Below are 20,144 nucleotides of genomic sequence, written 5' to 3'. Positions count from 1 at the left end.
ACTAATAGTGAATAACTCCATATTGTAACTCATTGATATTCTGTTCATCAGACCCGTTTATGCATTTTTATCGCTGGCTGGCACGAAGGCTGCAATCTACATTCACAGTGCAAACACTCAATTATTTAACATTCAAATAACCTTTTATTTACCGGATGAGGTCGCTATGTCTCTGTCAATTACGCGTGAAAATTTCGATGAATGGATGATGCCGGTTTACGCTCCGGCGGCTTTTATTCCGGTTCGTGGGGAAGGCTCGCGCCTGTGGGATCAGCAGGGTAAAGAGTATATCGACTTTGCGGGTGGGATTGCGGTAAACGCGCTGGGTCATGCGCACCCGGCGCTGCGTCAGGCGCTAAATGACCAGGCGGCGAGGTTCTGGCATACCGGCAACGGCTTTACCAACGAGCCCGCGCTGCGCCTGGCGAAAAAGCTGATCGACGCGACGTTTGCCGAAAAAGTCTTTTTCTGTAACTCAGGGGCGGAAGCCAACGAAGCGGCACTGAAGCTGGCGCGCAAATATGCCCACGACAAATTTGGTGCCCACAAGAGCGGTATCGTGGCGTTTAAAAATGCCTTCCACGGGCGCACGCTCTTTACCGTCAGCGCGGGCGGCCAGCCTGCTTACTCGCAGGATTTCGCACCGCTGCCGCCGGATATCCGTCACGGTATTTATAACGATCTGCAGTCCGCCAGCGAACTGATCAACGACACCACCTGTGCGGTAATTGTCGAGCCGATGCAGGGTGAGGGCGGCGTTCTTCCGGCACAAAAAGCGTTTCTGCAGGGGCTGCGCGAGCTGTGCGATCGTCACAATGCGGTACTGATTTTCGATGAAGTGCAGACCGGCGTGGGCCGTACCGGTGAGCTGTATGCCTATATGCACTACGGCGTGACGCCTGACGTGCTTTCTACTGCCAAAGCGCTGGGCGGCGGCTTCCCGATTGGGGCGATGCTGACCACCGATAAATTCGCCAGCGTGATGACCGTGGGCACCCATGGCACCACTTACGGCGGCAACCCGCTGGCCACCGCTGTCGCCGGGCAGGTTCTCGACATTATTAATACCCCGGAGGTGTTGAAAGGCGTTAAGCAGCGTCACGACTGGTTTGTTGAGCGTCTGAATGCCATCAACAGCAAAACGGGGCTGTTTAAAGAAATTCGCGGTCTGGGGCTGTTAATTGGCTGCGAGCTTACCGCTGAGTTTGCCGGAAAAGCTAAACTTATTTCACAGGAAGCGGCAAAAATGGGCGTGATGGTCCTGATTGCCGGTGCCAACGTGGTGCGTTTTGCTCCTGCGCTGATTGTCAGCGAGGAAGAGGTGCAAACCGGTCTGGACCGTTTTGCGCTGGCGTGTGAACAGGTGAAGTCCGGGGTGTCATCATGATGGTCATCCGTCCCGTTGAGCGCGGCGATCTCGCCGGGCTCATGCAGCTTGCCGGTAAGACGGGAGGCGGGCTGACCTCGCTTCCTGCCGATGAAAAAACGCTGTCGGCGCGCATTGAGCGCGCCCTGCAAACCTGGCAGGGGACGTTGCCAAAAAGCGAACAGGGATATGTGTTCGTGCTGGAAGACACCACCACGGGGACCGTGGCCGGGATCTGCGCTATCGAAGTGGCCGTGGGGCTTAACGACCCGTGGTACAACTACCGCGTTGGCACCATGGTACATGCTTCCAAAGAGCTGAACGTTTATAACGCGCTGCCGACGCTGTTTCTCTGTAATGACCACACGGGCGCCAGCGAGCTCTGCACGCTGTTCCTCGACCCGGCGTGGCGCAAAGAGGGCAACGGCTATCTGCTCTCCAAATCGCGCTTTCTGTTTATGGCCGCCTTCCGCGATCGCTTCAACGAAAAAGTGGTTGCGGAGATGCGCGGCGTGATCGACGACAAAGGCTACTCGCCGTTCTGGGAGAGTCTGGGCGAGCGCTTCTTCTCGATGGAGTTCAGCCGGGCGGACTACCTGTGCGGCACCGGTCAGAAAGCCTTTATCGCCGAGCTGATGCCGAAGCATCCTATTTACACCCATTTCTTAACGCCGGAAGCGCAGGCGGTGATCGGCGAAGTCCACCCGCAAACCGCGCCTGCCCGCGCGGTGCTGGAGAAAGAGGGCTTCCGCTACCGTAACTATGTGGACATCTTTGACGGTGGGCCAACGCTTGAGTGTGACATCGACCGCGTCCGTGCGATCCGTAAAAGCCGGCTGGTTGAAGTTGCCGAAGGTCAGCCCGCGCCGGGGGACTGGCCGGCGTGCCTGGTGGCGAACGAAAATTACACCAACTTCCGCGCCATGCTGGTGCGGACCAACCCGAAATGTGAACGTCTGGTACTGACGGCTGCAGAACTGGATGCCCTGAAATGTAACGCCGGCGATACGGTTCGCCTGGTGCGTCTCTGCCCTGAGGAGAAAACAGCATGACATTATGGATTAACGGTGACTGGGTCACGGGCGAAGGCGAACAGCGCGTAAAAACCAATCCGGTAGGCAAAGAGGTGCTCTGGAAGGGGAACGACGCCAGCGCCGCGCAGGTGGAACAAGCCTGCCATGCCGCGCGTCGCGCGTTTCCGGCGTGGGCAAAACAGCCTTTCGCCGTGCGCCAGGCACTTGTTGAAAAGTTCGCCGGGCTGCTGGAAGCGAACAAAGCCGAGCTGACGCGCATTATTGCCTCTGAAACCAGTAAACCGCGCTGGGAAGCGGCCACGGAAGTAACGGCGATGATCAATAAAATTGCCATTTCAGTGAAGGCCTACCACACCCGCACCGGCGAGCAGCATACCGAGATGCCGGACGGCGCGGCCACGCTGCGCCACCGTCCGCACGGCGTGCTGGCGGTGTTTGGTCCGTACAACTTCCCGGGGCATCTGCCGAATGGCCACATCGTGCCGGCGCTGCTGGCGGGCAACACCGTTATTTTCAAGCCGAGTGAGTTAACGCCGTTCACCGGCGAGGCGGTGGTTAAGCTGTGGGAACAGGCGGGCCTGCCGCCGGGCGTGCTGAATCTGGTGCAGGGCGGGCGTGAAACCGGTCAGGCGCTGAGCGCGCTGAGCGATATCGACGGCCTGCTGTTTACCGGTAGCGCCGGGACGGGCTATCAACTGCATCGCCAGCTGGCGGGGCAGCCGGAAAAAATCCTCGCCCTCGAGATGGGCGGCAACAACCCGCTGATCGTGGAAGATCCTGATGATATCGATGCCGCGGTGCACCTGACGATTCAGTCTGCTTTTATTACCGCCGGACAGCGTTGCACCTGTGCCCGCCGTCTGCTGGTGAAACGGGGCGCGCAGGGGGATGCGTTCCTTAAACGTCTGGTTGAGGTGAGTGCGCGTCTGGTGCCCGCCGCGTGGGATGCCGACCCGCAGCCGTTTATCGGTGGGCTGATTTCCGAGCAGGCCGCGCAAAACGTGCTGAAGGCCTGGCAGGACCACGTCGCTCGCGGGGCGAAAACCCTGCTCGAACCGAAGCAGGTTCAGCCGGGTACCTCGCTGCTGACGCCGGGCATCGTTGAGATGAGTGGGGCGAGCAACGTGCCGGATGAAGAGGTCTTTGGTCCGCTGCTCTGCGTCTGGCGTTATGACGATTTTGACAGCGCTATCGCAATGGCCAACAACACCCGCTACGGCCTGTCGAGCGGACTGATTTCGCCGCAGCGTGAGAAGTTTGAACAGCTGCTGCTGGAAGCGCGTGCGGGGATTGTGAACTGGAACAAACCGCTGACCGGTGCTGCGAGCACCGCGCCGTTCGGCGGCGTGGGCGCGTCGGGCAACCATCGCGCCAGCGCGTGGTACGCCGCAGATTACTGCGCATGGCCGATGGCAAGCCTGGAAAGCCCGGCGCTGACGCTGCCGGAAACGCTTAATCCGGGGCTGGACTTTACCGGAGGGGAACGTCATGAAAGCGCGTGAAGTCAACTTTGACGGGCTGGTGGGGCTGACGCACCACTACGCCGGTCTCTCTTTTGGTAATGAGGCCTCGACGAAGCACCGCTTTCAGGTCTCCAACCCGAAGCTGGCGGCGAAGCAGGGGCTGTTGAAAATGAAAGCGCTGGCGGATGCCGGTTTCCCGCAGGCGGTTATTCCGCCGCAGGAACGCCCGAACGTCGCGGTGTTGCGTCAGCTCGGTTTCACCGGCAGCGATGAGCAGGTCGTTGAAAAAGCGGGAACGCAAACGCCGCACCTGCTCTCTGCGGCAAGTTCGGCCTCTTCGATGTGGGTCGCCAACGCGGCCACCGTCGCCCCGTCAGCCGACACGCTGGATGGCAAAGTCCATCTGACGGTGGCGAACCTGAATAACAAATTCCACCGCGCCACCGAAGCAGAAACCACCGAGCGCGTGCTGCGCGCCATATTCAACCATGACGCCCATTTTGCGGTGCATCCGGCTCTGCCACAGGTGGCAATGTTTGGCGACGAAGGTGCGGCCAACCATAACCGGCTGGGGGGCGATTACGGTGAACCCGGCGTGCAGTTGTTTATCTACGGGCGCGAGGAGGGCGGTCATTCTGCCCCTGTTCGCTATCCCGCACGCCAGACGCTGGCCGCCAGCCAGGCGGTCGCCCGCCTGAACCAGGTCAATCCTTCGCAGGTGATTTTTGCCCAGCAAAACCCGCAGGTGATCGACCAGGGCGTGTTCCATAACGACGTGATCGCCGTTTCGAACCGTCAGGTCCTCTTCTGCCACGAGCAGGCGTTTGCCCATCAGGAGAAGCTGCTCGCCACGCTGCATGAACGCGTACCCGGTTTTATGCCGATTCAGGTGCCTACCCGGGCGGTGAGCGTCCAGGATGCTGTCGAAACGTATCTGTTCAACAGCCAGCTGCTAAGCCGTGATGACGGCAGCATGATGCTGGTCCTGCCGCAGGAGTCGCGGGACCATAGCGGGGTGTGGCGTTACCTGACCGAGCTGGTGAAGGCCGATAACCCGATTGACGAGCTGCGGGTGTTTGACCTGCGCGAAAGTATGGCCAACGGCGGCGGACCGGCCTGTCTGCGCCTGCGCGTGGTGTTGACGCAGTCAGAAATGCAGGCCGTTAACCCGGCAGTAATGATGAATGAGACGCTGTTTACTACCCTGAACGACTGGGTGGACCGCTACTATCGCGACCGGTTAACGCAGGCTGACCTCGTTGACCCGCAGTTGTTGCGCGAAGGTCGCGAGGCGCTTGACGCGTTAACATCAATCCTGCAGCTGGGATCGGTTTATCCGTTCCAGCGCTAAGGAGTGGGTATGGAAAATTTACTGGCGCTGACCCTGGCCGATGAAACGCCGGAACAGAGTGAGGGGGAGGGCCCCTCATTCCACTGGCGGTGGCTGGGGCGTGGGGTGCTTGAACTGACACCGGTTGTAGAGAGCGATCTCTCGCTACTGCTTTCGACCGGTATTCACGGGAATGAAACGGCGCCCGTGGAGATTGTTGACCTGCTGCTGCGCGCGTTGTATCGCAAAGAGATTACGCTTCAGTGCCGCGTGCTGGTGGTGCTTGGGAACCCACCCGCGCTGGCGCAAAACAAACGCTATCTGGTGAGTGACATTAACCGCATGTTCGGCGGGCGCTGGTCGCAGTTCCCGCAGAGTGACGAGACGGCGCGGGCGCAGTGGCTGGAGAACGTGGTGAGCGCGTTTTTTGCGTCGGCGGGGCCAGTGCGCTGGCATCTGGATCTGCACACGGCCATTCGCGCGTCTTACCATGTCCGCTTCGGCGTGCTGCCGCAGCGCAATCAGCCGTGGGATGAAGCGTTCCTCGACTGGCTGGGTGATGCCGGGCTGGAGGCGCTGGTGTTCCACCAGTCGCCGGGCGGAACCTTTACGCACTTTACCTGTGAACACTTCGGCGCGCTGGCCTGTACGCTGGAGCTGGGGAAAGCGTTGCCGTTTGGGCAAAACGATCTCACTCGCTTTGCGCCAACGCATCTTGCCCTGCGGGCATTGCTGGGTGGGGCGGCGCCCGAGCATACACATCAGCCCGTCGAGCGGTATCGGGTCGTGCAGCAGATCACGCGCCGCAGCGATGCTTTCCAGCTTCATATGGCCGCACACACCCTGAACTTCACGCCGTTTCGTAAAGGGGCGCTGTTGGCCGAAGATGGCGAAGAGCGTTACGAGGTGCAGAAAACCACCGAGTATGTGTTATTTCCCAACCCTACCGTGGCATTTGGCCTGCGTGCCGGGCTGATGCTGGAAAAAATATCCTGACCTTTTCCCCTCTCATCACTCGGGAGGGGAAAACATTTCTTAGCAATTAAAGCGCTCATGCCTCTTTTGCGGATTATTCCTGGCGAATTGCTTTATTCTTAATCCGCTCTCCGCTATACTTCTGCTCATTCTCTTTAAAATCATCGTTTTAAATATTTTTTGTTGCAACTCTCCACGCTTTATCCTTATTTTCTCCACATTTGACGAAAATTTGTTTTTTACACTTTCATTGTTTTACCGTTGCTCTGACTAATTGACGATAAACCCCGTAAAGTTAATCTCGTCAACACGGCATAGCGCCGAAGAATAACTGAAAGAAAGGAAATAAATTATGCGTAAGTTTACTGCACTGTTTGTTGCTTCTACCCTGGCTCTGGGCGCTACCAGCATGGCGTTCGCCGCAGATACCGCAACCACCCCTGCCGCGCCTGCTGAAGGCAAAATGATGATGCATCATAAAGGCAAGCCGGGTATGCACGAGATGATGATGTTTAAGGACCTGAACCTGACAGATGCGCAGAAGCAGCAGATCCGCGACATCATGAAAAGTCAGCGCGATCAGATGAAACGTCCGCCGCTTGAAGAGCGTCGTGCGATGCATGACATCATCGCCAGCGACAGCTTCGATAAGGCGAAAGCTGAAGCGCAGATCGACAAAATGGCCGAGCAGCATAAAGCCCGCATGCTGGCTCACATGGAAACTCAGAACAAGATCTACAACATTCTGACGCCGGAACAGAAAAAACAATTTAATGCGAATTTTGAGAAGCGTCTGACAGAACGTCCGGCGATGGAAGGTAAAATGCCAGCACCAACCGAATAATCGGTTCACACTCTTAAGACCGCCGGGATCCTGTCCACAAAAGCGCAATCGCTGTGGACAGGACCGGCGGTTTTTCTTTCCTGCCCTCTTGCCTGCCGCCGCCAGCGCGGTATTCTCCTGTAGTCGCTTCAGAGAATGTTTGTAGAGTCATGACGTTAGTAAATTTATTGACGTTGCGCTAAGGCTTGCCCGCTCTGCTGCCGATACTGTGTCTGTGAATACCCAACGATAACAAACAAGACAGCAACGATAGCAATATCTTTGCCCTGGCACGGGTTGTGCCATTCAGGAGTGGTGATGGAGTTCTTTGATATCCGTAAGATGCCGGTCAGCCTCTGGCGTAATGGTGCTGGCGAAACGCGTGAGATTTGTTGTTTCCCACCCGCAACGCGCGATTTTCACTGGCGTGCCAGTATCGCGACTATCGCCAGCAACGGCGAATTCTCCTCATTCCCCGGCGTCGATCGGGTGATTACCTTGCTGGAAGGAGGGGAGGTGACGCTCGATGCCGGTCAGGCGTTCTTCCATACCCTCAAGCACCATCAGCCTTACAGTTTTGCCGGCGATCTGCCGGTCAAGGCGCTGCTGTCCGATGGGCGGATGGCGATGGACTTCAATATTATGACCCGTCGCGACTGTTGTCGTGCGAAGGTGCGCGTGGCCGACCGTACCTTTACCACCTTTGGCACACGCGGGGGCGTGGTCTTTGTCTTAAGCGGGGCGTGGCAGTTGGGGGATAAATTGCTGACGGCCGATCAGGGCGCCAGCTGGGAGGAGGGGACCCATACTCTGCGTCTGCTGGAGCCTCAGGGCACCCTGTTGTTCAGTGAAATTACGTGGCTGCCAGGCCATTGAGCTCAATGACTTCAAACTTACCGGCTAAGACGGGTTTACAGAGAATTTTATAGCCATCGTGGTCAAATCCGGCGGGTGTGCGCAACAGGGTTGCCGCGTCGTTGATATCGTCGACGGCGCCCAGCCAGAACCAGTTGTTGACGATGTGGTACTGGGTCATGGCTTCACCCACCTCTTTTAGCGCAACGGCGCCTTCCCAGGGCCAGCAGTTAACGCTGATGGTCGCCAGGCCGGCGAGGAGCCGGGCGTGATGCGCGTCGACACTCTCTTTCCCGCAACAGGCGCCTGCGCAGCGCTTAAGTGCAGACCGGAAACAGGCCCGTCCGCGGGTGGTCGCCTCGAGACCCAAAAGGCTGTAGCAAAGCTGCAGTTCATCCGCCAGGGTTTGCAGCGCCTGGAGCGCGGCACGTTTATTCGCAAAGAGGCCGTAAAGATTCGGGGCATGAGAAAAATCAACCTCGCGCGCGTAGACAACCTGCGGCTTGCCGGCGGTTATTTGCAGGGAGCAGAGTTGACGATTGCGGCGCAGGCGCTTGTTAAACAACGGCTGTTGTTCTTTTATAAGCCTGGCTTCCAGTAACAGCGCGCCCATTTCTCCCGCCGTCTCGAACCAGGATATGCGACGCGACTGACGCAGCATGGCGGCCTCGTCCGGCGTACGCAGATGGGATAACACCCGGCTGCGAATGTTCACGCTTTTGCCGATATAGAGCGGCAGGGTGTCGCTTTCACCGTGAAAGATATACACCCCCGGCAGCTTAGGCAGCGCTTCAAGCCAGGGACGAAGGTGCTCGGGATATTCGTAGATAGCCGCCGCTTCAAATTCAAGACGCGGGGCGGATTGACGCCTGCTCACATACCACTCCATATACTGTTCAGGTATACAGTGTAGCAGAGGCGGTTTGGTTAAAAAAGAGCCGGGTGGCGGCTGCGCCTTACCCGGCCAGGATGTGCGGCCTGATGCCCTCACCCTAACCCGCTCCCACGGGAGAGGGCGTAAACACTAAAAACGGTAACCAGGGTTACCGTTTTGCTTTATTTTTTCCAGAAATCGTCAAACACCGTAATCGGTGGGCGACGCTTGTGTTCGGTTTTCAGATACCAGCCTTCGATGATTTTGGCGGTACCTTCATCCAGCGTTTTGCCTTCAAGATAATCATCGATATTGTCATAGGTCACGCCCAGGGCTGCTTCATCCGGCAGGGAAGGACGATCGTCCTCCAGATCCGCTGTCGGCGCTTTCTTGTAAAGATGCTCCGGGCAGCCCAGCGCGGCAAGCAGCTGCTTACCCTGACGCTTATTCAGACGGAAGATCGGGTTAATGTCGGTGCCGCCGTCGCCGTATTTGGTGAAGAAACCGGTGATCGCTTCGGCTGCATGGTCGGTGCCGACCACGACGCCTTTGGTCATCCCGGCGATGCTGTACTGCGCTTTCATACGCTCACGGGCTTTTTCGTTGCCGCGAACAAAATCGCTCAGCTCAATGCCCGCTTCGCGCAGGGCCTGCTCGCTCGCCAGCACCGATCCTTTGATATTCACCGTCAGTACGCGGTCAGGCTGAATAAAGGCGATGGCATCCTGACAATCCTGTTCGTCCGCCTGTACGCCATACGGAAGGCGCACGGCGATAAACTGCAGGCTTTCATCTCCCGTCTCCTCGCGCAGCTCTGAAATCGCCATCTGGCAGAGCTTACCGGTCAGCGTGGAATCCTGGCCGCCGCTGATGCCCAGCACCAGAGATTTCAGGAAAGAGTTGGTCTTTAAATACGCTTTTAAAAAATCCACGCTGCGGCGGATCTCTTCATTTGCATCTATCGCGGGCTTCGCGCCCAGCGCCTGGATAATCTCTTGTTGCAGAGTCATCACGCTCTCCATAAACAGAATGTGTTAACTGTTAAAACTAACCCTTTGGACGGAAAACGACAAGGATCACAGTTTCGAGTGCGTTAATTTGCGCCGTTTTAGCAGGTTATCGTTGTTTTATTAGAATTTTCCGAAATTCGTCTGGCGTAACTCACAAAGTTGAACAATAGTACTTTTTATCCCATGCTTAGATAACACGCTGATAAACAAGAGGACGGAATATGAACAAGAACGTAGCAGGAATTCTTAGCGCAGCGGCGGTACTGACTATGCTGGCAGGGTGTACGGCGTACGATCGCACCAAAGATCAGTTCACACAGCCCGTGGTGAAAGATGTCAAAAAAGGCATGACGCGTTCGCAGGTGGCTGCGATTGCCGGTAAGCCGTCTTCAGAAGTGACGATGATCCACGCGCGTGGTACCTGTCAGACCTATATCCTGGGTCAACGTGATGGTAAGGCAGAAACCTACTTTGTCGCCCTGGACGATACCGGCCATGTCATCAACTCCGGGTATCAGACCTGTGCAGAATATGACACCGATCCGCAGGCACCTAAGGCGCAGTAACCTTGCTGCTCTGAGGATGTTAACAAACCGGCCCATCGGCCGGTTTTTTTATCCATACGTAAATCTTATTTCTTTGCGCGAATTATTTGCCCGAAATGTGAAGGTAGTCAACAAGCCAGGTCAATGAGAGACAATTTAGGCCTGTCCAGAATTATCCCCCCTCTGTACCATTACGTATACTCACTCCAACGATAAACAACAGTCAGCACACTACCTGTCAGCCAGGAGAGCGAGTCGAGTGATAGCGAGACGGCAGGTAGTCATACAAGAGGGAAATTACGATGGAAAAGAAACATATCTACCTGTTCTGCTCAGCGGGCATGTCAACCTCGCTTCTGGTGTCAAAGATGCGTGCGCAGGCTGAAAAGTATGAAGTGCCTGTGGTGATCGAAGCGTTCCCGGAAACGCTGGCGGGTGAAAAGGGGCAGACTGCGGATGTCGTTTTACTCGGGCCGCAAATTGCCTACATGCTGCCAGAAATACAACGTCTGTTACCCAATAAACCGGTCGAAGTGATCGACTCGGGGCTGTACGGCAAGATTGATGGTTTAGGTGTACTTAAAGCTGCTGTGGCAGCCATTAAAAAAGCGGCTAATTAATTTTTATTTTTCCCGTCAAAGAGTTATTTCACACACAATACGCCGTAACAGTCGTTGCGGCATTTAAGGGTATTTTCCTATGAGTAAAGTCATCGCTTCACTTGAAAAGGTACTCCTTCCTTTTGCTGTTAAAATAGGAAAGCAGCCTCACGTTAACGCCATCAAGAACGGCTTTATTAAATTAATGCCATTGACGCTGGCCGGGGCAATGTTCGTTTTAATTAACAACGTTTTTCTGAGCTTTGGTGAAGGTTCCTTCTTTTATTCATTAGGAATTCGCTTAGACGCATCGACAATTGAAACCCTTAATGGTTTTAAAGCCATCGGCGGTAACGTATACAACGGTACGTTGGGTATTATGTCGCTGATGGCGCCTTTCTTTATCGGGATGGCACTGGCAGAAGAGCGGAAAGTGGATCCGCTGGCCGCCGGGTTATTATCCGTTGCCGCCTTTATGACCGTAACCCCCTACAGCGTCGGTGAAGCCTATGCGGTGGGCGCCAACTGGCTGGGTGGGGCCAACATCATCTCCGGTATTGTTATCGGTCTGGTGGTGGCAGAGATGTTTACCTTTATTATCCGTCGCAACTGGGTGATTCGCCTGCCGGATAGCGTGCCGGCGTCCGTTTCCCGTTCATTTTCCGCGTTGATTCCAGGCTTCATTATTCTCTCCATCATGGGGATTATTGCCTGGGCGCTCTCTCACTGGGGCACAAACTTCCACCAGATCATCATGGACTCTATCTCTACGCCGCTGGCGTCGATGGGTGGTGTGGTCGGTTGGGCGTACGTGATTTTCACCTCCCTGCTGTGGTTCTTCGGCGTGCATGGTTCACTGGCACTGGCCGCGCTGGACAGCGGTATCATGACCCCATGGGCACTGGAAAACGTTGCACTTTATCAGCAGTACGGCTCCGTTGACGCGGCGCTGGCGGCCGGTAAAACCTTCCATGTGTGGGCGAAGCCGATGCTGGACTCCTATATCTTCCTGGGGGGTACCGGGGCGACGCTGGGTCTGATCATCGCGGTCTTTATTGTCTCTCGTCGCGCTGACCATCGTCAGGTGGCGAAGCTGGCACTGCCGTCAGGTATCTTCCAGATTAACGAACCGATCCTGTTTGGTCTGCCAATCATCATGAACCCAGTGATGTTCATTCCCTTCATTCTGGTTCAGCCGCTGCTGGCGGGGATCACCCTGACCGCGTATTACCTGGGCATTATCCCACCGATTACCAACATTGCGCCGTGGACCATGCCGGCGGGTCTGGGGGCGTTCTTCAACACCAACGGTAGCGTCGCCGCCTTCCTGCTGGCGATATTCAACCTCGGGATTGCAACGCTGCTCTACATGCCGTTCGTGGCCATCGCCAACAAAGCCGCAACCGTTATTGATGAAGAAGAGAGCGAAGAGGATATCGCCCTCGCACTGAAATTCTAAAATTGCACGGCGCGGGGCAACCCGCGCCAGCGAAAAGGAGCTTAAAGATGTTAGATTTGGACAGTATCGTTGCAGAAGAAAGCGCTGAGAATGACCTCGAAGAAGTGGTGATGGGCCTTATCATCAACTCCGGTCAGGCACGCAGCCTGGCGTATGCCGCACTCAAGCAGGCTAAGCAGGGTGATTTTGCCGCCGCGAAAACCATGATGGAACAGTCCCGTACCGCGCTCAATGAAGCGCACCTGGTGCAGACGAAGCTGATTGAAGGCGACCAGGGCGAAGGTAAGATGAAGGTCAGTCTGGTGCTGGTACACGCCCAGGATCACCTGATGACCTCGATGCTGGCGCGCGAGCTGGTGGCGGAGTTAATTGAGCTTCACGAGAAGATGCAGTAAGTCAGACTGAGTAGCAGGGGGTCAGCACGATGGAAATTAAAACCGCACTTGAGCAGCAACTGTTTAATGGCAAGAATTTTCACGTGGTTATTTACAACAAGACGGAGAGCGCGAGTGGTCTGCACCAGCATGACTACTACGAGTTCACGATTGTTCTGACCGGCCGCTACTATCAGGAGATCAACGGTAAGCGCGTTCTGCTTGAGCGCGGAGATTTTGTCTTTCTGCCGATGGGCTCCCATCACCAGAGCTTTTACGAATTTGGCGCCACCCGCATTCTGAACGTGGGTGTCAGCAGACGCTTCTTTGAGAAGCACTATTTGCCGCTGGTGCCGTTCTGTTTTGTGGCATCACAGGTCTATCGCGTCAAAAACGAGTTCATGACCTGGATTGAAACGGTGATTGCCTCGCTCAACTTCCGCGACAATGAGTTCGATGAGTTTATTGAAACGGTGACCTTCTACGTGATGAACCGGCTGCGCCATCACCGTGAAGAGCAGCAGGTGACGGATGATATTCCACAGTGGCTGCGCAGCACCGTTGAGCTGATGCACGATAAAGGCCAGTTCAGCGAAAATGCGCTGGAAAATATGGTTTCACTGTCGGGGAAATCCCAGGAATATCTGACCCGTGCGACCCAGCGCTATTATCGTAAAACGCCGGTGCAAATTATTAATGAAATCCGCATTAACTTTGCCAAAAAACAGCTGGAAATTACCAACTATTCTGTCACGGATATTGCCTATGAGTCCGGGTACAGCAGTCCCAGCCTGTTTATTAAAACGTTTAAGAAATTGACCTCATTCACACCAAATAGTTACCGGAAGAACCTGACGGTAATTAATTAACGTTCGGCGGTTTGCCCGCCACAAATATTGCTTTAATGGCTTGCCCAAATAGCGGGAAGAGTACGCTATACCTTGCAGGCGATTAACCTGATACGCTAAGGGAGATATTATGCAGAAGAAATTGAAAGTCGTAACCATTGGTGGCGGCAGCAGCTATACCCCGGAATTACTTGAAGGTTTTCTGAAACGGTATCACGAATTACCGGTCAGCGAATTATGGCTGGTTGACGTTGAGGAAGGGCAGGAAAAACTGGATATCATTTTTGACCTGTGTCAGCGCATGGTTGCGAAAGCCGGTGTGCCCTTAACCGTACACAAAACGCTCGATCGCCGTCTGGCGCTGAAAGATGCGGATTTCGTTACCACCCAGCTGCGCGTGGGCCAGCTGAAAGCGCGCGAGCTGGACGAGCGTATTCCCCTGAGCCACGGTTATCTGGGGCAGGAGACCAATGGCGCGGGCGGCCTGTTTAAAGGTCTGCGTACCATCCCGGTCATTTTCGACATCGTAAAAGACGTGCAGGAGATCTGCCCGAACGCGTGGGTGATTAACTTCACCAACCCGGCCGGTATGGTGACCGAGGCGGTCTATCGGCATACGAATTTCAAACGCTTTATCGGCGTCTGTAACATTCCGATTGGCATGAAGATGTTTATCCGCGACGTGCTGGGGCTGACTGACAGCGACGATCTCTCCATCGATCTGTTCGGCCTGAATCACATGGTGTTCATCAAAGATGTCATCGTGAACGGAAAATCGCGCTTTGCCGAACTGCTCGACGGCGTGGCGTCGGGACGTCTGACCGCCGCATCCGTGAAAAATATCTTTGACCTGCCGTTCAGTGAAGGGCTGATCCGTTCCCTGAATCTGCTGCCGTGCTCCTACCTGCTCTACTACTTCAAGCAGAAAGAGATGCTGGCCATTGAAATGGGCGAGTACTATAAGGGCGGCGCACGGGCTCAGATCGTGCAGAAAGTTGAGAAGCAGCTGTTTGATTTGTATAAAGATCCGAACCTGAACGTCAAACCAAAAGAGCTGGAGCAGCGCGGAGGGGCTTACTACTCCGATGCGGCGTGTGAAGTGATCAACGCCATTTACAACGACAAGCAGGCCGAGCACTACGTCAATGTGCCGCACCATGGCCATATCGACAATATCCCGGCCGACTGGGCCGTGGAGATGACCTGCATCCTCGGCCGCGATGGCGCGAAACCGCATCCGCGTATTACCCACTTTGATGAGAAGGTGATGGGGCTCATTCACACCATCAAAGGGTTCGAGGTGGCGGCCAGCAACGCGGCGCTGAGCGGTGAGCTGAACGATGTGCTTCTGGCGCTGAACCTCAGCCCGCTGGTGCATTCCGACCGCGACGCAGAAGTGCTGGCGACGGAGATGATCCTGGCCCACGAAAAATGGCTGCCAAACTTTGCCGCCACGGTAGAGAAGCTCAAGTTCCAACACCGTTAAGAGGATGTGCGATGGAAAACCTGCTGATCGTCAATGCTGATGATTTTGGCCTGTCGAAAGGGCAGAACTACGGCATTGTTGAAGCCTGTCGTCGGGGGGTAGTCACCTCGACGACGGCGCTGGTGAATGGAGAAGCGATTGAGCATGCGGCGCAGCTGAGCCGCGAGGTGCCTGACCTGGGCGTGGGCATGCACTTTGTGCTGACCCTGGGCATGCCGCTTTCAGCGATGCCGGGCCTGACGCGCGACGGACAGTTGGGGAAATGGATTTGGGAGATGGCGGAAGATGCGCTGCCGCTTGAAGAGATTGCCCGCGAGCTGGACTGTCAGTTCAACCGTTTTGTAGACCTCTTTGGTCGTGAACCGACGCATATCGACAGCCATCACCATGTGCATATGATCCCGGCGATTTTCCCTCTGGTTGCGGAATTTGCGCAGCGTAAAGGCGTCGCCATGCGCGTGGATCGCGACGTGCGCGGGCTGCCGGCGTACGCCGTGGCCACAACCGAGGGGTTCAGCAGCGCGTTCTACGGCGATGCGATCGACGAGGCGCTGTTCCTGAAGGTGCTGGACGATTCCGCCGCACGGGGTGAACGGTCGCTGGAGGTGATGGCGCATCCCGCCTTTGTCGATAACATCGTGCGTAAGAGCGCCTACTGCTGGCCGCGCCTGGCGGAGCTGGATGTGTTGACGTCGCCATCGCTCAAGTACGCGATTGCTGAGCGCGGATATCGGTTGGGGACGTTCGGGGATCTTTGAAATAAAGCCCGGTGGCGGCTTCGCCTTACCGGGCCTACAAAACCAATCGAATGTAGGCCGGGTAAGCGCAAGCGCCACCCGGCTTTTTTTACGCCGGAATCTGATCGATCTTGCTGCTGCGCGACCATACGCGGTGCGCGGCGAGCAAATCAAACAGCTTCGTCATAAACGCGTCGTCAACGTTATCTCCCTCGACAATGCCGTCCTCACCTTGCTCGGCCACCTTCAACGGCGCTTTAAACTGTCGCGCATCGCCGGAAAGGGCGATCGGTTTCAGGTGCTTATAGGCTTCGAGCAGATAATAGACGGCGTCACCGTTAGTCAGCAGGCTGGTTATATCCCCGCCCGGCACAATCACCGCGTCCACCGTCAGCGACGGTGCACCGGCAAAGGTTGCCGCCACCGGCAGCACGGAGCCGTCATCAGCGGTCACTTCACCCATGCGTGAATAAAGCAGTTTGGCGTGTACGCCTTTGGTTTTCAGCGCCTGCATGATCCCCAGCACGTCGCTGGCGCGGGTTTTGTCGTTCAGCAGGATCGCCACCACGCGGCCTTTGATCGACCCTCCCGGCACCGCGTACAGGCTCAGCGACGGATCTTTCTTGATGCCGTTAACCTCTTTCGGCGGCGCAAGATTGCGCTGTTCATCGGTCAGCGTGATACCCAGGTTATCCGCCACGCTCTGGGCAAGCTGAATATCAATATGCGCCAGCTGGTCGACTACGCGCTCGCGGATATACGTGCGCACCACTTTGCTCAGTTCGAAGCTGAAGCCGCCGATAATATGCTGCTGTTCAATCGGCGTCTGGCTGTTCCAGAACAGGCGAGGGTGGGCGTAATACTCGCCGAACGACGGGCTGCGCTCGCGAATTTTGTTGCCATCGATCCGCTCCTGATACGATTCGAATCCACCACGTTTTGGGGCCGGAGGGGTTTCACGCGGCCAGTTATCGTTGATGGAGTTCGGCTCATAGTTGGCCGGGTTGGTATCAATATCCTGACGGTGCATCCCGTCGCGCTGGAAGTTGTGATACGGGCAGGTGGGGCGGTTGATCGGGATCTCGTGGAAGTTCGGCCCGCCAAGACGGCTGATCTGCGTATCGGTATACGAGAACAGGCGCCCCTGTAACAGCGGATCGTTGGTGAAGTCCAGCCCCGGCACGATATGCCCGGGATGGAAGGCGGCCTGTTCGTTTTCGGCAAAGAAGTTATCCGGGTTGCGGTTGAGCACCATTTTACCCACCAGCTGAACCGGCACCAGCTCCTCCGGGATCAGTTTGGTCGGGTCCAGGAGATCGAAATCGAACTTAAATTCGTCCTCTTCCGGGATCAGCTGCAGGCCCAGTTCATATTCCGGGAAGTCGCCGGCTTCAATGGCCTCCCACAGCTCCCGGCGATGGAAGTCCGGGTCGCGCCCGGTCAGTTTCTGCGCCTCATCCCACACCAGCGAGGCTTTACCCGCCACCGGTTTCCAGTGGAAACGGACAAACGTGGCTTTCCCCTCGGCGTTGATCATCCGGAAGGTGTGAATGCCAAACCCCTCCATGGTGCGGTAACTGCGGGGGATCCCGCGGTCTGACATCGCCCACATCACGTTGTGCAAGGTTTCAGGCTGCAGAGAGACATAGTCCCAGAAGGTGTCGTGCGCACTTTGTCCCTGCGGTATGGCCCAGTGGGGCTCCGGTTTTACCGCATGGACAAAGTCAGGAAATTTATGCGCATCCTGAATGAAAAACACCGGGGTGTTATTACCCACCAGATCGAAAATACCCTCTTCGGTATAAAACTTGGTGGCGAAGCCGCGGATATCACGCACTGTATCCGCCGAGCCCGCACCGCCCTGAACGGTGGAGAAACGCACGAACACCGGCGTTATTTTGTCCGGGTCGGAGAGGAAGTCCGCTTTGGTGATCGCTTTCAGGCTCTTGTAGGGCTGGAAGTAGCCGTGCGCAGCGGAGCCGCGCGCGTGGACGATGCGCTCCGGTATGCGTTCGTGGTCAAAGTGGGTAATTTTTTCCCGCAGGATAAAATCTTCCAGCAGGGTTGGCCCGCGGGACCCGGCGCGCAGGGAGTTCTGGTCGTCAGCGATGCGCACCCCCTGGTTGGTGGTTAGCGCATAGCCTTCTCCGCCTTTGCGATGAGGATCGAGGGATTTCAGCTTCTCATTGCCGGTGTCCGGTGATTTCAGACTGCCCGGCGCGGTAGGCTGCTCGCCTGGGGCGGACGGGCCAGGGGAAGGGCGATGAGAGCCATCTTCAGGGGCAAGGGAGTCCATCCCAGGTTGCGATTCTTCGGTGCCATGAATGGGTGATTGATGTGTTTTATCTTTGTTCGACATTGCACGCTTCTCCTTTATTCATTCCTAAAAAACCCTGTTAACTATAGAACAATGTAGGGAAAGGGCAGGTGAACTAAGAGTTTTCAGATACTGACTGCGTAAAAGGCACGCTCAACCACACGCAAGGCGCGACGCGTGGGGGCAGGATCGGCTATCATAGAATTTTCCTGCTTCAAGAATTTGTTTTAGTGAATCCGTCGCTTATGAAACCTCTTCGTCAACAAAACCGCCAGGTTATTAGCTATGTGCCCCGCGTTGAGCCCGCGCCGCCTGACCATGCCCTGAAAGTGGAGGGGTTTCGCGATGTCTGGCAACTGCGGGGTAAATACGTGGCCTTTGTGCTGATCGGTGAGCACTTCCGTCGTTCCCCCGTGTTTACGGTGCCGGAGTCCGCGCAGCGGTGGGCGATGCAGATACGCCAGGATGAAGAGGTTGAAGAATAACAGTCATAAAAAAAACCGCCATCAGGCGGTTTTTTTATTTCTACAGTGATTAACGGTGCGCCAGCTCGGCGTCGTCTTCACTTTCCAGAATCGTTTTGTCAGTCTGCTTCAGCCACTGGCTGGTCAGCGTACCGGCGGTCATTGAGCCGCTGACGTTCAGCGCGGTACGGCCCATGTCGATCAGCGGTTCTACGGAGATCAGCAGGGCGACTAGCGTAACCGGCAGGCCCAGCGCTGGCAGAACAATCAGCGCGGCGAAAGTTGCGCCACCGCCAACGCCCGCAACACCTGCGGAGCTCACGGTCACAATCCCGACCAGCGTGGCGATCCAGACCGGATCCAGCGGGTTAATCCCCACCGTTGGCGCGACCATCACCGCCAGCATCGCCGGGTAGAGGCCTGCGCAACCGTTCTGACCAATGGTTGCACCAAACGAGGCCGAGAAGCTGGCGATAGACTCAGGCACGCCCAGACGACGGGTCTGCGCTTCCACGTTCAGTGGAATAGACGCGGCGCTGGAACGGCTGGTGAAGGCAAAGGTCAGCACTGGCCAGACTTTACGGAAGTATTTCAGCGGGCTGACGCCATTCACACCCAGCAGGATACCGTGCACCACGAACATGATGCCCAGACCCAGGTAAGAGGCGACGACGAAACTTCCCAGCTTGATAATGTCCTGCAGGTTAGAGCCAGCGACCACTTTGGTCATCAGCGCCAGCACGCCATATGGGGTTAACTGCATCACCAGACGTACCAGCTTCATCACCCAGCTTTGCAGGGTATCGATGGCGGTCAGCACGCGCTCGCCTTTTGGCGCGTCGTCTTTCAGCAGCTTCAGCGCCGCCACGCCCAGGAACGCGGCGAAAATCACCACGCTGATGATGGAGGTTGGGTTCGCGCCGGTCAGGTCAGCAAACGGGTTCTTCGGAATGAAGGAAAGCACCATTTGCGGCACGGTCAGGTCAGCCACTTTACCTACGTAGTTGGTCTGAATCGCGGTCAGACGCGCCGTTTCAGCACTGCCCTGAACCAGACCTTCGGCCGTCAGGCCAAACAGGTTGGTCACCAGCACACCCACCAGCGCGGCAATCAGCGTGGTAAACAGCAGCGTACCGATGGTCAGGAAACTGATTTTGCCCAGTTGAGTGGCGTTATGCAGGCGCGCAACGGCGCTCAGAATAGAGGCGAACACCAGCGGCATAACGATCATCTGCAGCAGCTGAACATAGCCGTTACCGACAATGTTGAACCACTGAATAGAATCTTTCAGAACTGGATTATCGGAGCCATAAATTGCCTGTAATGCCAGACCAAATACGACACCCATGGCCAGACCGACCAGCACTTTCTTCGCCAGGCTCCACTGTTTGTGGCGCGTCTGCGCGAGAAGCAATAGCAATACAACGAACACAACGACGTTCGCGATGAGTGGAAAATTCATCCCCGTTCTCCTGATTTATTATCGGGCCGGTTTTTACCGATCCTGTTGGCGGAAGGTTAGCAGAAGTGTGATGTAGCGCTTATATCCAAATGGAATGGGTTATGACAAATGGGATGATTTTGT

General features: G+C 56.2%; 19 protein-coding genes. 15 read left to right on the top strand and 4 right to left on the bottom strand.

The annotated features are described in order from the left end of the window. Window positions 1-166 precede the first annotated feature (166 nt). The 7 genes from astC to ves all read left to right on the top strand — a co-directional run bounded on the left by astC (window position 167) and on the right by ves (window position 7,867). Window positions 167-1,387 (top strand): succinylornithine/acetylornithine transaminase, encoded by a 1,221-nt coding sequence (gene astC, locus C5687_RS01440; RefSeq protein ID WP_047958317.1) that lies wholly within the window; start codon window positions 167-169, stop codon window positions 1,385-1,387. Then, window positions 1,384-2,418, top strand: coding sequence for an arginine N-succinyltransferase (gene astA / locus C5687_RS01435; protein ID WP_025757366.1), 1,035 nt, complete (start codon window positions 1,384-1,386; stop codon window positions 2,416-2,418). The genes astC and astA overlap by 4 nt, the downstream gene beginning before the upstream one ends. Then, a complete protein-coding gene (gene astD, locus C5687_RS01430; protein WP_059385754.1) occupies window positions 2,415-3,902 on the top strand; it encodes a succinylglutamate-semialdehyde dehydrogenase in 1,488 nt (495 codons plus the stop codon). The genes astA and astD overlap by 4 nt, the downstream gene beginning before the upstream one ends. Then, window positions 3,889-5,214: an N-succinylarginine dihydrolase gene (gene astB, locus C5687_RS01425; protein WP_104556287.1), complete on the top strand. Its 1,326-nt coding sequence runs from the start codon at window positions 3,889-3,891 to the stop codon at window positions 5,212-5,214. The genes astD and astB overlap by 14 nt, the downstream gene beginning before the upstream one ends. Window positions 5,215-5,223: 9 nt before the next feature. Then, window positions 5,224-6,189: a succinylglutamate desuccinylase gene (gene astE, locus C5687_RS01420; RefSeq protein WP_095440841.1), complete on the top strand. Its 966-nt coding sequence runs from the start codon at window positions 5,224-5,226 to the stop codon at window positions 6,187-6,189. 331 nt (window positions 6,190-6,520) lie between these two features. Continuing rightward, window positions 6,521-7,012, top strand: coding sequence for an ATP-independent periplasmic protein-refolding chaperone Spy (spy, locus tag C5687_RS01415; RefSeq protein ID WP_047958321.1), 492 nt, complete (start codon window positions 6,521-6,523; stop codon window positions 7,010-7,012). 297 nt (window positions 7,013-7,309) lie between these two features. Next, complete coding sequence (ves, locus tag C5687_RS01410; RefSeq protein ID WP_025757361.1) at window positions 7,310-7,867, top strand: environmental stress-induced protein Ves; 558 nt, start codon at window positions 7,310-7,312, stop codon at window positions 7,865-7,867. Here ves and cho read toward each other — a convergent pair. Then, a complete protein-coding gene (gene cho / locus C5687_RS01405; protein WP_045285270.1) occupies window positions 7,845-8,723 on the bottom strand; it encodes an excinuclease Cho in 879 nt (292 codons plus the stop codon). The genes ves and cho overlap by 23 nt on opposite strands. A 179-nt stretch (window positions 8,724-8,902) precedes the next feature. Further along, window positions 8,903-9,730 carry an ammonia-dependent NAD(+) synthetase gene (nadE, locus tag C5687_RS01400; RefSeq protein ID WP_025757359.1) on the bottom strand — a complete coding sequence of 276 codons (828 nt, stop codon included), beginning with the start codon at window positions 9,728-9,730 and terminating at the stop codon, window positions 8,903-8,905. A gap of 221 nt (window positions 9,731-9,951) precedes the next feature. Here nadE and osmE point away from each other — a divergent pair, with 221 nt between their 5' ends. The 7 genes from osmE to chbG all read left to right on the top strand — a co-directional run bounded on the left by osmE (window position 9,952) and on the right by chbG (window position 15,799). Further along, the gene (osmE, locus tag C5687_RS01395) at window positions 9,952-10,296 is read left to right on the top strand and encodes an osmotically-inducible lipoprotein OsmE (RefSeq protein ID WP_003857836.1); all 345 of its coding nucleotides are present in this window, start codon (window positions 9,952-9,954) and stop codon (window positions 10,294-10,296) included. Between the two features lie 281 nt (window positions 10,297-10,577). Next, window positions 10,578-10,895: a PTS N,N'-diacetylchitobiose transporter subunit IIB gene (gene chbB, locus C5687_RS01390; protein WP_008500676.1), complete on the top strand. Its 318-nt coding sequence runs from the start codon at window positions 10,578-10,580 to the stop codon at window positions 10,893-10,895. 79 nt (window positions 10,896-10,974) lie between these two features. Next, entirely contained in the window at window positions 10,975-12,333 is a 1,359-nt protein-coding gene (chbC, locus tag C5687_RS01385) for a PTS N,N'-diacetylchitobiose transporter subunit IIC (protein ID WP_025757358.1), read from the top strand. Window positions 12,334-12,380: 47 nt separating this feature from the next. Then, the gene (gene chbA / locus C5687_RS01380; protein WP_047958323.1) at window positions 12,381-12,728 is read left to right on the top strand and encodes a PTS N,N'-diacetylchitobiose transporter subunit IIA; all 348 of its coding nucleotides are present in this window, start codon (window positions 12,381-12,383) and stop codon (window positions 12,726-12,728) included. 29 nt (window positions 12,729-12,757) lie between these two features. Next, window positions 12,758-13,576: a transcriptional regulator ChbR gene (chbR, locus tag C5687_RS01375; RefSeq protein WP_025757356.1), complete on the top strand. Its 819-nt coding sequence runs from the start codon at window positions 12,758-12,760 to the stop codon at window positions 13,574-13,576. A gap of 109 nt (window positions 13,577-13,685) precedes the next feature. Continuing rightward, complete coding sequence (locus C5687_RS01370; RefSeq protein ID WP_104556286.1) at window positions 13,686-15,041, top strand: 6-phospho-beta-glucosidase; 1,356 nt, start codon at window positions 13,686-13,688, stop codon at window positions 15,039-15,041. A gap of 11 nt (window positions 15,042-15,052) precedes the next feature. Continuing rightward, complete coding sequence (gene chbG / locus C5687_RS01365) at window positions 15,053-15,799, top strand: chitin disaccharide deacetylase (protein WP_104556285.1); 747 nt, start codon at window positions 15,053-15,055, stop codon at window positions 15,797-15,799. An 88-nt stretch (window positions 15,800-15,887) separates the two neighbouring features. Here the strand turns inward: chbG and katE are convergent, their stop codons facing one another. Next, complete coding sequence (gene katE, locus C5687_RS01360) at window positions 15,888-18,137, bottom strand: catalase HPII (protein ID WP_047958326.1); 2,250 nt, start codon at window positions 18,135-18,137, stop codon at window positions 15,888-15,890. Between the two features lie 203 nt (window positions 18,138-18,340). Here katE and cedA point away from each other — a divergent pair, with 203 nt between their 5' ends. After that, window positions 18,341-18,580: a cell division activator CedA gene (gene cedA / locus C5687_RS01355; protein ID WP_025757352.1), complete on the top strand. Its 240-nt coding sequence runs from the start codon at window positions 18,341-18,343 to the stop codon at window positions 18,578-18,580. Between the two features lie 49 nt (window positions 18,581-18,629). On the opposite strand, the gene tcyP is transcribed toward cedA, so the two are convergent. Then, on the bottom strand, window positions 18,630-20,021 hold the full coding sequence (gene tcyP, locus C5687_RS01350; protein WP_059385763.1) for a cystine/sulfocysteine:cation symporter: 1,392 nt from the start codon (window positions 20,019-20,021) through the stop codon (window positions 18,630-18,632). Window positions 20,022-20,144 lie beyond the last annotated feature (123 nt).

The organism is Enterobacter sichuanensis (assembly GCF_002939185.1).
Classification (GTDB): domain Bacteria; phylum Pseudomonadota; class Gammaproteobacteria; order Enterobacterales; family Enterobacteriaceae; genus Enterobacter; species Enterobacter sichuanensis.
Note: the sequence above shows the minus strand (reverse complement) of the source record. Positions and strands in the feature narration are given on the sequence as shown.